General features: G+C 68.1%; 11 protein-coding genes and 1 tRNA gene. 4 read left to right on the top strand and 8 right to left on the bottom strand.

The window, feature by feature from the left end; all coding sequences use genetic code 11:
• Positions 1 to 2 precede the first annotated feature (2 nt).
• The 3 genes from QF206_RS04335 to QF206_RS04325 all read right to left on the bottom strand — a co-directional run bounded on the left by QF206_RS04335 (position 3) and on the right by QF206_RS04325 (position 2,856).
• Positions 3 to 962, bottom strand: a complete 960-nt coding sequence (locus QF206_RS04335; RefSeq protein WP_281487944.1) for an FKBP-type peptidyl-prolyl cis-trans isomerase — start codon at positions 960 to 962, stop codon at positions 3 to 5.
• Between the two features lie 101 nt (positions 963 to 1,063).
• Positions 1,064 to 2,191, bottom strand: a complete 1,128-nt coding sequence (locus QF206_RS04330; RefSeq protein ID WP_281487943.1) for a tRNA (adenine-N1)-methyltransferase — start codon at positions 2,189 to 2,191, stop codon at positions 1,064 to 1,066.
• A complete protein-coding gene (locus QF206_RS04325; protein WP_281487942.1) occupies positions 2,188 to 2,856 on the bottom strand; it encodes an HAD family hydrolase in 669 nt (222 codons plus the stop codon). Before QF206_RS04325 ends, QF206_RS04330 begins: the two co-directional genes overlap by 4 nt.
• A gap of 119 nt (positions 2,857 to 2,975) precedes the next feature.
• On the opposite strand from QF206_RS04325, the gene QF206_RS04320 reads away from it, so the two are divergent.
• Positions 2,976 to 4,244, top strand: coding sequence for a PAC2 family protein (locus tag QF206_RS04320; protein ID WP_340309584.1), 1,269 nt, complete (start codon positions 2,976 to 2,978; stop codon positions 4,242 to 4,244).
• 54 nt (positions 4,245 to 4,298) lie between these two features.
• Here the strand turns inward: QF206_RS04320 and mshC are convergent, their stop codons facing one another.
• The 3 genes from mshC to QF206_RS04305 are packed head-to-tail and all read right to left on the bottom strand — an operon-like array spanning position 4,299 to position 7,823.
• Complete coding sequence (gene mshC / locus QF206_RS04315) at positions 4,299 to 5,516, bottom strand: cysteine--1-D-myo-inosityl 2-amino-2-deoxy-alpha-D-glucopyranoside ligase (RefSeq protein ID WP_281487941.1); 1,218 nt, start codon at positions 5,514 to 5,516, stop codon at positions 4,299 to 4,301.
• Between the two features lie 9 nt (positions 5,517 to 5,525).
• Positions 5,526 to 6,461, bottom strand: coding sequence for an undecaprenyl-diphosphate phosphatase (locus tag QF206_RS04310; RefSeq protein WP_281487940.1), 936 nt, complete (start codon positions 6,459 to 6,461; stop codon positions 5,526 to 5,528).
• A 39-nt stretch (positions 6,462 to 6,500) separates the two neighbouring features.
• Positions 6,501 to 7,823: a M20/M25/M40 family metallo-hydrolase gene (locus QF206_RS04305; RefSeq protein WP_281487939.1), complete on the bottom strand. Its 1,323-nt coding sequence runs from the start codon at positions 7,821 to 7,823 to the stop codon at positions 6,501 to 6,503.
• 158 nt (positions 7,824 to 7,981) lie between these two features.
• Between QF206_RS04305 and QF206_RS04300 the strand changes: the two genes are divergently transcribed.
• The 3 genes from QF206_RS04300 to QF206_RS04290 all read left to right on the top strand — a co-directional run bounded on the left by QF206_RS04300 (position 7,982) and on the right by QF206_RS04290 (position 10,932).
• Positions 7,982 to 8,070: transfer RNA gene (locus QF206_RS04300), tRNA-Leu, on the top strand.
• Between the two features lie 138 nt (positions 8,071 to 8,208).
• On the top strand, positions 8,209 to 9,036 hold the full coding sequence (locus QF206_RS04295; RefSeq protein WP_281487938.1) for a DUF1206 domain-containing protein: 828 nt from the start codon (positions 8,209 to 8,211) through the stop codon (positions 9,034 to 9,036).
• 198 nt (positions 9,037 to 9,234) lie between these two features.
• Positions 9,235 to 10,932 carry a lipase family protein gene (locus QF206_RS04290; RefSeq protein WP_281487937.1) on the top strand — a complete coding sequence of 566 codons (1,698 nt, stop codon included), beginning with the start codon at positions 9,235 to 9,237 and terminating at the stop codon, positions 10,930 to 10,932.
• Positions 10,933 to 10,946: 14 nt separating this feature from the next.
• Here QF206_RS04290 and QF206_RS04285 read toward each other — a convergent pair whose 3' ends face one another.
• A complete protein-coding gene (locus tag QF206_RS04285) occupies positions 10,947 to 11,519 on the bottom strand; it encodes a YdeI/OmpD-associated family protein (RefSeq protein ID WP_281487936.1) in 573 nt (190 codons plus the stop codon).
• 120 nt (positions 11,520 to 11,639) lie between these two features.
• Positions 11,640 to 12,635, bottom strand: coding sequence for an epimerase (locus QF206_RS04280; protein ID WP_281487935.1), 996 nt, complete (start codon positions 12,633 to 12,635; stop codon positions 11,640 to 11,642).
• Positions 12,636 to 12,654: the final 19 nt, after the last annotated feature.

Below are 12,654 nucleotides of genomic sequence, written 5' to 3'. Positions count from 1 at the left end.
CCTTACTGGATGCCGAGCACGTCGACGACGTAGACGACGGTCGAATCGGCCGAGGCGCCGCCGGGGCCCGAGCCCTGAGGGAAGCCCTCGGATGGCGGGATCACCGCCACGAGCTGCGACCCGACAGGTGCTCCGACGAGCCCCTTCAGGAGCCCTGGGGCGATGCCCTGGGCGTCGTCCTCGATGTCTTCGATGAGCCAGCTGGCCGGAGCCTTCCGATCCCAGGTCGACTGGAGCACGCGGTTGCGTTCCCAATCGAGCGCCGTGAAGTGCACCACCACGCGGTCGCCCCGCTCGACGACTTCGCCGCCACCGCGCTTGGAGAGGGCGAGCCGCAGGTCGTCTGGAGCCGATTCGTTCGGAAGCGTGATGCCAGGCGTGCCGTCGGGAGCGGTGACGACTGCCGGCATCCCGTTCGTCGCAAGCTGGTCGGGCCCGTTCGCCTTACCGAGGAACGCCCGCTCGACGTCGACGACCGCGATGAGCGTGACATCGTTTCCGATCCCGATGTTCAGCAGCGCATTCTCGCCGTACACCGCTTCGACAGTCGTGGCGGAGGCGATCCGGCCTCCGGGTTTCGCGCACTCGACGATGGAGCCGAAGAAGTCTTCGTCGTCGCCGGCGACGCGACGCACAGGCTGGTCGGGGTCATAGCTCGTCTCCGTGAGCACCTGGCCGGTCTCGCCCAGATACAGCGTGACCTGCATGTCGACGACCTGGCCCTCTTGGATGCGGTCGCCCTCCCCCTCGACGAGCACTGACCGTTCAGTGTCCTGCGCGATGAGCGGAGTCGGGAAGCTGGCGCGCGGCTGCTGACCGACGGGGCCGGTGGCTTCGACGAGCTCGGATGCCTTGCCGGGTTCGAAAGGGCCGCATCCGTTCGCTGCCGACGAGGATGCCGTGCATGCGGTGAGTGACGCGAGGAGCGCAGCGGCGATGGCGAGCGCTGGGGTCTTGCGCACGGGTCCTACTTTCGATCGAGGCAACAGGTCGTCTCAGTCGTTCAGGCGGTGACCGCCATGACGCGGCCTGGATCCGCACGCCGGCGCGGTCCTGGCTCGCATTACTCTACTGTGCCGGTTTCGTCAGGCGCTCTGCCGCCGGCGGTTGCCGAAGGGATGTGCCCGCCGCCCGACTCCGCTTCTGCGTCAGGATCGCTGTCTCCCTCGCCGCTCGGGATGTGTCGGCGGCGCTCGGCGAGCCGTTGGGCTTCGCGAGCAGCCTTGCGAAGCCGCTTGTCGCTCACGTCCCGCTCCCCGAGTGCCCCCGGCGTCCACAGCTCGACATCCTCTTCTGAGAACTCCGTCTTCGAGGCCCGCCGCTTCAATTGGGGCAGCACCGTGCCAGGGGCGAGCCGACGGGCCGTGACGAGGAAACCGGTGTGACCGACCATGCGGTGATCGGGGCGCACGGCGAGCCCTTCGACGTGCCAGCCTCGAATCAGCGTCTCGAAGGGTTCGGGGTGCGTGTAGTCGCCGCTCGCGCGCATGGCTTCGACCACCCGCGAAAGCTGCGTGACCGTCGCGACGTAGCAGATCACGAGCCCGCCGGGGGCGAGTGCGTCGGATACTGCATCGAGGCACTCCCAGGGAGCCAGCATGTCGAGCACGACCCGGTCGACCGAGCCCGGAGACACAGTGGCCGGCAGAGCCTTGGCCAGATCGCCCACCGTGATCGACCAATTGTCGGGCGCCTCGCCCATGAATGCCGTGACGTTGCCCTCGGCGACCGCCGCGAAGTCCTCGCGCCGCTCGAATGAGAGCAGCCGGCCCTCATTGCCGATCGCCCGGAGCAGCCACAGCGAAAGGGCCCCGGATCCCACACCGGCCTCGACCACGGTGGCGCCGGGGAAGATATCGGCGAACGCGACGATCTGGGCGGCATCCTTCGGGTAGACGATCGCTGCCCCGCGCGGCATGGACATGACGAAGTCGTTGAGCAGCGGACGCAGGGCCAGGTATTCGTCGCCGTTGCTGGCTGTGAGCACCGAGCCGTCGTCACGACCGATGAGCTCGTCGTGCGCGAGCACGCCGCGGTGGGTGTGGAATGAGGCACCCGGCTTCAGCGTGATCGTGTTGAGGCGACCTTTCGGGCCGGTGAGCTGCACGCGCTCGCCCGGCCGGAACGGCCCTCTGAAGGCCCCCGGCCCGGTTCCGGGAGCCGCGGGCAGGTCTGCGGTCGGCTCGCTCATGCGGCGCGCCGGATGCCGTGCAACTCGGCGAGGTCGGCGAGTACGCGGCCCTCGAGCGTCGGCCACAGCGTGTACACCTCGCTCTCGGGGATCGGCGCGTGCGCGAGCACGCCGATCGCGGTCGCGCCTGCGGCCACCGCGGAGCGCAACCCGGGCTCGGAGTCTTCGATCGCCACCGAGTCGGCCGCGTCGACGCCGATGCTCTCGGCACCGAGGAGGTATGGCTGGGGGTGCGGCTTCGCATGGTCGACGCTGTCGCCGGTCACGATCGCGTCGAACACCTCGAACCCGATCGCCTCGACCACCTGGTCGGCCATGCGTCTGAACGACATGGTCACGAGTGCCATCGGCAGTCCCGCTTCTCGCGCCTCCGAGAGCAGTTCCCTCGCGCCCGGACGCCACGGCACGCGCTCGGCGATCTTCGCCATCACGCGGTCGGTCAACTCGTCGATGATCGCGGCCTCATCCATCGCCACGCCCTTGCTCCGGAGCAGCCGGGCAGAGTGCCACAAGCCCTGACCGATGAGCTGCTTCGCGTCATCGATGCCCCATTCGCCGCCGTACTCTCGCACCAGGGCGACCTCGGCTTCCATCCAGTAGGGCTCGGTGTCGACGATGGTGCCGTCCATGTCCCAGAGGATCGCGGCGGGGTTCTGCGTGGTCACGCTCATCGAGTCTAGACGGCGCGCGTCATAGTCTTGAGGGCGCAGGGTCGACCGCGCGCGTAGTCGCCGCGCGGTGGTCCAGTCGAGGTCGCCGTAGAGATGGCGAGGCAAGGAGACCAGTGAGCGATTCACCCGACTTCACCCGAGGCCGACTGCTGGTCATCGCGTTCGAGGGGTGGAATGACGCAGGCGACGCGGCGAGCGGCGCCGTGGCTGAACTGCGCGATCGCTTTCCGCTGCAGCCGGTGTATCAGGTCGAGTCGGAGGACTACTTCGACTACCAGTTCAATCGCCCGATGCTCCAGCGCGACGACTCCGGTGAGCGCGTCATCGTGTGGCCCTCGGTGACGCTGTACGGTCCGTTCGGTGCCGCCGGCGAATTCGGCGCGGATGCCGACACTCAGCGCGAAGCAGCGGTGGTGGCTGGCGAAGAAGCCCCGAGCGCCGAGTCGGCACCCACCGACTTCCAGGGCGAGCTCTTCGTGCTGCTGGGCAGTGAGCCGTCACGCGGCTGGAAGACCTTCACCAACGAGATCCTCGACGCCGCTATCGATCATGGGATCACGGGGATCGTGATGCTCGGTGCGATGCTCGCCGATGTGCCGCACACGCGACCGATCTCGATCTTCGCGACGAGCGAGAACGACGAGACGCGTCGCCGTCTGAACCTCGAGCGCAGCACGTACGAAGGCCCGACAGGCATCCTGAGCGTGCTCGCCGATGCTGCTGAGAGAGCCGGGATTCCGAGCGTCATGGTGTGGGCGTCAGTGCCCCACTACGTGCACAATGCGCCTTCTCCCAAGGCGACTCTGGCGCTGCTTGACAAGCTGCGCGATCTGTTCGGCGTGGAGGTTCCGCGTGAGCGCCTGGTGAACGAGTCGCTCGCTTGGGAGGCGGGCATCGACGCGCTCGCCGACGATGACGACGAGATGTCGGCGTACATCGAGCAGCTCGAGCAGGCGCGTGACACTGTCGAGTCGCCGCTGGCGAGCGGTGAAGCCATCGCCGAGGAGTTCGAGCGCTATCTGCGTCGCCGCGGAGGGCCCGGAGGTGCTGCTGCTGCAGGAACCGGCGGACCGGCGACGGCGCCAGGCGGGCGGATGCCGGGGCTGCCGGATGCCGGCAGCGCCCCGTCGAGCCCGAACGCGCCCGACGACCAAAGCGCAGAGTCAGAAGGTGGTTCGCGCGACGTTGCGGCCGATGACGACAGCGCCGATGACCGCGGCGCGGATGACCGCAGTGCCGACGGCCTCAGCGGCGACGGCCTCAGCGGCGACGGCCTCAGCGGCGACGACGACGCTCGCGGCGCAGAACGCGGAGACACCGGCTCTGATGACGCCGACGGCGGCGAGCCGGGCACGGACGACCCGAGCGCCGGTCGCGACTGAGGAGCCCGCCCGCGCAGCGTCACGTCGCAGCGCAACGGGCGGTCGATGTCTTCGCTACAGCTGGATGCCGAGTAACGCCCGGATCGCGTCGAGCTCCACGATCGACGGCGCTCGCCCTGCGGCCACCTGCCGATCGATCGCAGCGATTGCGGCGGGCGTGTCGAGGTCGTGATGCAGCGCGTCGCGCAGCTCGTCGAGCAACCGGAACTCCGGTCGCGCCTCCTGCTTCGTCGCCCACTGCAGCCAGCGCTGCAAGCGGGCCACCGCATCGGCGAGCACCTCGTCGGTCCACTCCCAGTCGGACCGGTAGTGGTGAGCGAGCACCGCGAGCCTGATCGCTCGCGGGTCGACCCCGTCGCGCCGAAGCGCAGAGACGAAGACCAGGTTGCCGAGCGACTTCGACATCTTGGTGCCCTGGTACGCGACCATTCCCGCGTGCGAGTAGATGCCGGCGAGCGGCTTGCCGGTGAGCGCGGCCATGTGACCGGCGCTGAACTCGTGATGCGGGAAGATCAGGTCGGATCCCCCACCGTTGACGGTGACCGGGATGTCGAGGTACTCCCCCGCGATCACCGTGCACTCGATGTGCCAGCCAGGCCTTCCCGCGCCGACTGCGGCCGGCCAGGCAGGCTCCCCGGGTCGCTCCGCGCGCCAGAGCAGCGCGTCGAGCGGGTCGCGCTTGCCGTCGCGTTCAGGATCGCCGCCGCGTTCGGCGGAGAGCTTGAGCATGGTCTCGCGCGAGTATCCCGACTCGTCGCCGAGGCGCCATGGCGTGACCCTCGCTGCCGCAGCGCTGTCGAAGTAGACGTCGTCATCGACGCGGTACCCGATCCCCTGCTCGACGAGCTGCTCGACGGCATCTGCGATGGGGTCGATCACCTCGGTCACCGCGATGAAGTGGTCGGGCGGGATGACCGCGAGGGCCGCCATGTCTTCGCGGAACAACTCCGTCTGCTCACGGGCGATCTCGCGCCAGTCGCGGCCGGTAGCGGCAGCCCGCTCGAGGAGCGGGTCGTCGATGTCGGTCGTGTTCTGCACGTAGCGCACATCGAGGCCGGCATCGAGCCACAGGCGGATGAGCGTATCGAACGCGAGGTAGGTGGCCGCATGGCCGATGTGAGTCGCGTCGTACGGGGTGATGCCGCAGACGTAGATCCCCGCCGTGCCGTCGGCCGCGGCTTCGCGCAGTGCGCTGCTCGCGGTGTCGTAGATCACCGGCACGCGGCCGGTGCCGGGCAGTCGGGGAACCGCGGGACGGTTCCAGGACTTCATGCCCCCAGCCTAGAGGGGCTGGAGGACGCCCGTGCTCAGCAGCACGAGCAGAACCGCGCCCAGGAGCACCCGATATACGACGAACGGCATGAACGAGCCGCGTTGGATGTACCGCATGAGGAAGGCGATCACGGCGTAGCCGACCACGAACGCGACGACGGTCGCCACCGCAGTTTCGGCATAGCCGTAGTAGCCCGCGGGCTCCTTCACGCTGTTGACCAGTTCGTAGAGGCCGCTGCCGAAGACGGCGGGCACTGCCAGCAGGAAGGCGTACCGAGCCGCCGCGGGACGGTTGTAGCCCAAGGCACGCCCCATGGTGGTGGTCGCTCCGGAGCGCGAGACTCCTGGGATCAGCGCGAGCGTCTGGGCAAGCCCGAACCAGAGCCCGTGGGGGTAGGTCAGGTCGTCGAGGTCTCGGTCGCGCTTGCCGTACCGGTCGGCGATGCCGAGCAGGATGCCGAAGACGATGAGCACGATGGCGACGAGCCACAGGCTGCGGAACACGGAGCGGATGCTCTCCTGCGCGAGGTATCCGACCACGACGATCGGGATCGTGCCGATGATGATGAGCCAACCCATGCGCACGTCGGGGTCGCCCGGGGCGATGGCGGTCGCGCCAGGACGGGTGGCGTGGCGGGCGCCGCCGCTGTGCACCGCGTCGCGGGCGGATGCCCCGGCATCCGCACTGCTTCTCGGTCGACGCGCACGGGAGCCGCCGAACACCGCGCGGAACCATCGCCCGATGATTCGGGTGATGTCGTTCCAGAAGTAGAGCAGCACCGCGAGCTCGGTGCCGATCTGGGTGATGGCAGTGAAGGTGGCGCCGGGGTCGGTGGCGCTCGGCAGGAACTCGCCCACGATGCGCAAGTGGGCGCTCGAAGAGATGGGCAGGAACTCGGTGAGGCCCTGCACAAGGCCAAGGATGATCGCCTCGATGAATTGCACGCGGCTCCCGTCAGTGATGCGACGCCCGGGCGCCCGAGCTCAGTAGCTGAGGAGCAGGTCGGTGAGCACCTGCCTACCGAAGGTTAGTGCGTCGAGCGGCACTCGCTCGTCGACACCGTGGAACATCCCCGGGAAATCGAGCTCGGGGGGAAGCTTCAGCGGAGCGAAGCCATACCCCTTGATGCCGAGTGTCGCGAGCGCCTTGTTATCGGTGCCGCCGGAGAGCAGGTACGGCAGCACCTGAGCGCCGGGATCGTGGCGCTGCAGCGTCGAGGTCACAGCGTCGACGAGCGGCCCCTCGAACGGCGTCTCAAGTCCGATGTCGCGATGCAGCACCTGCACCTCGATATCGTCGCCGACGATCTCGCCTATCTGGGCGAGTGCCTCGTCTTCGCCATCGGGCAGTGTGCGGATGTCGATGAGTGCTTCGGCGCGTTCGGGGATGACATTGTGCTTGTAGCCGGCGCTGAGCACAGTCGGATTCGTCGTGGTTCGGAGCGTCGCGCGGATGAACCCGGCGGCGGTACCCGTGGCGATGGCCAGCTCGTCGGGTCCGACCTCTTGCGGGTCGGCTCCGAGCAGCCGGGCGACCTCGTGCAGCAGGCGATCGGTTGTGGCGGTCAAGCGGATCGGCCACTGCTGGCGTCCGAGTTTGGCGACGGCCTCGGCCAGTCGCGTGACGGCGTTGTCTTCGACGAGACGAGAGCCGTGGGCGGCTCTTCCCCTGGCGATGAGCTTCGCCCAGACCAGGCTCTTCTCGCCCGTCTGCAGCAGGTAGGCCCGTTGCCCGTCGAGCGTGATCGAGTAGCCGCCGACCTCGCTGATGGCCTCCGTGGCGCCCGCGAAGAGCTCTGGACGATGCTTCACGAGGTGGCCCGAGCCGAGCACTCCCCCGGCCTCTTCATCCGCGAAGAACGCGATCACGAGATCGCGAGCGGGCCGGCGACCAGACCCGATGATCTCCTGCAACGCGGTGATGATCATCGCGTCCATGTTCTTCATGTCGACCGCGCCGCGTCCCCACAGCATCCCGTCGCGGATCACGCCCGCGAACGGGTCGACCGTCCACTCGGCCGGGTCGGCAGGTACGACATCCAAATGCCCGTGCACGACGAGCGCCGGCTTCGAACGATCAGCACCCTCCACACGAGCGACCACGCTGGTGCGACCGGGCTCGGAGTCGATCAGCTCGGGCTGGAGCTCCAGCGCGCGAAGGTGGGCCGCCATGTATTCAGCCGCTTCGGTCTCGCTGTTCGCGCGGCCCTCGCCCCAGTTCGTCGTGTCGAAGCGGATGAGGTCGCGCGCGATGATGGCCGTCGCGTCGAGCAACTCGTCTGGCTGATCGTGCTCGTGGGCAGTCATACCGCTCACGCTACCGGCAGGCGGCGACACCCGGCCGGCCGCCCCTGTGAAGGCGCCATCAGGGTCGTGGCAGGGATGCGTCTGAGGCGTCAAAAGGCCTTCGATTTCCGTGCTATCGTCGTACGTCGGCGGGTGAGCAACCCGCTGAAATCACCTGAGTCCGGGTGGCGGAATTGGTAGACGCGCTAGCTTGAGGTGCTAGTGCCCTTTATCGGGCGTGGGGGTTCAAGTCCCCCCTCGGACACCACTTGTCATGAGTCGCGACATCGTTGAGAAACGGGTCGCGACTCGGTCGTTTCGGCGCGGCTTCGGTCGGGTTCTCGAGGCATCGATGTGACCGGCGATCGGCCTGGGGCGGCTCCCACGACCGCCCTAGGGTGAAATCGTGTCTCACTCTTCTTCGTCGGCACCGTCGGCAGCGTCGGCTCGTGCGACTGCGTCACGACTGCAGGACAACCACGCGTTCCAACTCGCCGCGCGCACGGGGTTCGCGGTCAACGGTCTGCTCCACCTGCTCATCGGTGGGATCGCGTTCGGCATCGCCTTCGGCTCCGGCGGTGAAGCGGATCAGGGCGGTGCGCTGAGCGGACTCGCGGCGAGCCCCGGTGGTGTGCTCGTGCTCTGGGTCGTAGCCATCGGGTTGCTCGCGCTCGGGCTCTTCCAGGTGCTCGAGGCGCTCCTGATTCGCGGTACCGATACCACTGCCTGGACCGGCCGAGCCAAGGAAGGCGGAAAGGCGATCGCCTACCTCGCGATCGGGTTCTCCGCGGCAAGCACTGCGATGGGCAGCGGGAGCGACAGCGAGCGCCAGACGCAGGGCATGACCTCGACCCTGCTCTCCACGCCCGGTGGTGTGTTCCTCGTGGTTCTCCTCGGGCTCGGTGTTCTGGCCATTGGCGTGTACTTCATCGTCAAGGGCGCGAACAAGAAGTTCCTGCGAGATATCGCTGCGCCGGCGGGCAAGGCCGGTCGCTCGATCACGATGCTCGGTCGCATCGGATACTTCGCCAAGGGCATCGCGATCGCTGTCGTCGGCATCCTGTTCTGCGTGGCTGCGATCACTTCCGACCCGAGCGAGGCCACCGGTCTCGACGGCGCCCTCAAGTCCCTCGCCGAACTGCCACTCGGGCCGGCGATTCTCACCGTCGTCGCTCTCGGACTCATGGCCTACGGCGTGTACTGCTTCGCCCGCGCGAAGTACGCGCGGCTGTAGCTTTCGCCGGCGAGGGCCACCGGCACGCGTCGGCACCAGTCATCGGCAACTTCGCCGCCTTCGCCTTGACGGACCACCCTCGACCGACTCATAGTCGTGCACGTCATGCGAAGCACACCATCACCGCCGCGTCGCTGGCCCTCCCTGCTGATGCGGGTTCGGAGCCTCCCTCGGTGGGTCCGCGTCGCTCTCGCGCTGGTGGCCGTCGTTCTGGGCGCCTACCTGATCACACGGCCGACAACGTCACTCGACGTGCTGGCGATCGCCGTCGGCGTCGGCTTCGTGCTGCAGGGCGTGATCGTGCTCGACAGCGAGGATGAGGGACCACCGCCCCGACGTTGGGAGTCGCGTGCACGGGTCGCGGTCGCCGTGCTCTGGGTCTCCGCCGGCGTCTTCGTGCTCTTGTTCCTGGGTCTGACGGTGCGTCTGCTCGCAGAAGTGATCGCGATCGCGCTCGTCGCCAATGGCATCCTCCAACTCATCGGCGCCTTCCGGCGCTCACTCGCCCTCGACGCTCGTATCGCGGCCATCGCATTCGGCGCCGCATCGTTCGGGTTCGGCATTCTGGCGGGCTTCTGGCCCGATATCACGTTGTTGATCGCCGCGGTCGCATTCGGGGCGCAGCTCATCATCTCGGGCATCGCCGAAGGCCGGCACGCCTTGCACGGCGCACCTCCCGAACGCACCTCGACGGCCCGACCGCTTCACAGGTTCGCTCGCACCACTGCGGCAGTGGTCAGCCTCGCGCTGGTGGGCGCGGCAGGAGTCGTCAGCATCGGTCTACGCGGTGCGACACCGGTGGTCGACGAGTTCTACGCGGCCCCACGTGACGTGCCCGACGAGCCGGGGCAACTGATCCGCAGTGAGCCGTTCAGCCGCGACGTGCCGAGCAATGCCACCGCTTGGCGCATCCTCTACACCACCACTCGGGGAGACGGCAGTCCCGCGGTCGCCAGTGGCATAGTCGTCGCGCCCACTGAGGGAATCGGCTACCGGCCTGTCATCGGATGGGCGCACGGCACGACCGGTTTTGCACAGCCGTGCGCGCCGTCACTGCTCGAGCGTCCGTTCGCGTCGGGCACGCTCTTCGTGCTGACACGGGTGATCGAGGCAGGATGGGCGCTTGTCGCCACCGACTACATCGGCCTCGGCACCGCCGGCCCGCATCCGTACCTGATCGGCAGGGACTCCGCGCACGCGATACTCGATGCCCTTCGGGCGTCCCGACAGCTCACACCCGGTTTGATCGGCGGCGAGTCGGTGATCTGGGGACATTCCCAGGGCGGCGGCGCGGCACTATGGGCGGGCGCGCTCGCCGAGGACTACGCGCCGCTGGTCAGCGTCGAGGGCGTCGCGGCACTGGCGCCGGCTTCTGAGTTGAATCGCCTGATCACCCAGCTCTCGCGGGTGCGAGGCGGCAGTGTCATCGAGTCGTTCGCGCTGGCCAGCTTCGCCGCCAACTACCACGATGTCACCTGGCGCGAATACGTCCGCCACGGCGCCGAACCGATCGTGCGAGCGATTTCCGAGCGCTGCCTCACCGAGCCCGGGGTGCTCATCTCTGGGCTCGAGGGCCTTGCCCTTCGCAGGGATCCGGCCGTCTTCAAGAAGAACCCGCTGGCTGGGCCGTTCGGCGCGCGCATCATGGAGAACATCCCGCCGGCCACAGTGTCGGCTCCGCTGCTGGTCGCCCAGGGGGAAGCTGACGAGTTGATTCCACCCCGCGTGCAGCAGGCCTTCATCGAGCGGATCCGTGAGGCCGGTCAAGACGTCGACTACCGCACCTACCCGGGACGCGACCACATCACTCTCGTCTATCAGACCTCACCGCTGATGGACGAACTGTTCGCGTGGAGCGCCGAACGCTTCGCGGGTGTCGAGGGTGTGGCCGACTGACGGACTACGTCGGGTCAATCAAGCGCCTTCCTCTGCTCGAGGAGCCGGATGTACTCGGTGATACGGCGGGCGCGAGTCTCCGGCCGTTTGAGGCTCATGAGCCGGAAGAGGAACGCGAACCGCGCCTGGGCCGACAAGGTCGCGAAGAATTCGGCGGCGGTGGGTGAAGCGTCGAGGGCTGCCTGGAAGTCGTCGGGCACTGCGGCATCCTTCTGCCGGTAGGCCGCCTCCCAACGGCCGTCCGCCTTCGCGCGGTCGATCTCGGCCTGACCAGCGGGGCGCATTCTGCCCTCTCGGATGAGGCGCTCCGCATGCTCACGATTGAGCTGCGACCAGGGACTGCGCGAGCGGCGGGGAGTGAACGACTGGAGCATGTAGTCGTCATCGAGCCGCGCCGATTGCCCGTCGATCCATCCGAAGCAGAGCGCGACATCGAGCGCTTCCGCATATTGGATTCCGGGGGCCGTGCTGTTCTTCTTGCGAAGCTGCAGTCGCACGCCATCGGGCGACGGATCGCCGTCGAGGTAAGCCTCCCAGTCCGCCGTCGTGTGCGGGTGGAAGAGCGGCTTGTCGGCGAACGACACCATGCACGCACGATAGCGAGCGCTGAACCCTCTAGTCACCTGCGGTGAGAGGCGCGATGACGCGTCGAGGACGAGCGACTTTCGCAGGAGCGACGCGGATGCGGGTTGTCGGCCGGCGCGGCGTCAGGCCTCAGCCCGGTCCTGCCCCCTGCTCGCGGCCACGTCGCGCAGTGCCGGCTCGAGTTCGGGCCAACGGAAGACGTACCCGCTTGCGCTCAAGCGCTCGGGCAGCACCCAACGGCTCTTGAGCACGAGCTCCGGTTCGGTACGCAGCAGCCACATCGCGGGTTCCAGCATCCACCGAAACGCCGGCAGTCCGATGGGCTGCCTCACCACCTTCCGCAGGGTCGCCATCAGTGACCGGTTGTCAGAAGGGTTCGGGCTCGCGACATTGACCGGTCCATCGAGCTCGGGATGCGCGATCACGTGCCGAATCGCCCCCAGCACGTCGTTGATGTGCACCCAGCTGAACCTCTGACGCCCGCGCGTGTGATGCATCGGTGCGCTGCCGTCGCCGCTCGGATCGGGGCCGATGCCGCGGTACCTGCGGTGCGGAAACCACCAGCCGTCATGCTGCGCGCCACCGAGACCGAGGCGTGCGAGCGCGAGCAGCATCGCAGTAGCCGGACCGTCGCCAAGGACGATCGCGATACGGAGTGCCACGCGACGCGTCTCGGGCAACTCGTCCGCGAAGAGCTCCCGCTCCCAGCTGCGCGCCACATCGACCGAGAATCCGGTTCCGTACTCCCCCGCGGTCTCGGTCATCGGTCGATCCATCGCGTGCCGGTAGATCGTCGCGGTGCTGGCGTTGATCCACACTCGGGGCGGTGTCTCGCATGCCGCGATCGCCCCGCGCAGTTCGCGGCTCGTGTCGGTGCGCGAGCGGAGCACCTCGGCGCGATTGCGGTCGGTGTACCGGCAGTTGACACTCTTGCCGGCCAGGTTCACCACGACGTCGGCGCCTTCCAAGACGCGGCGGATGGAGTCGGAGTCGCCCCAACGCGCGTGCGGCTCGCCCCGGCCGATGCGCTTCACCGTGTAGCCGTGCGAAGCGAAGTCGGCGGTGAGGCTCCGCCCGATGAACCCTGATGCCCCGGCTATCACCGCTGTCTTGGCCACGTCGCGAGCCTATCGGCCC

It is taken from the genome of Ruicaihuangia caeni, from assembly GCF_029952955.1.
GTDB classification, from domain to species: domain Bacteria; phylum Actinomycetota; class Actinomycetes; order Actinomycetales; family Microbacteriaceae; genus Ruicaihuangia; species Ruicaihuangia caeni.
The sequence above is the reverse complement of the archived record's forward strand: the minus strand, read 5'-3'. Positions and strand labels throughout refer to the sequence as shown.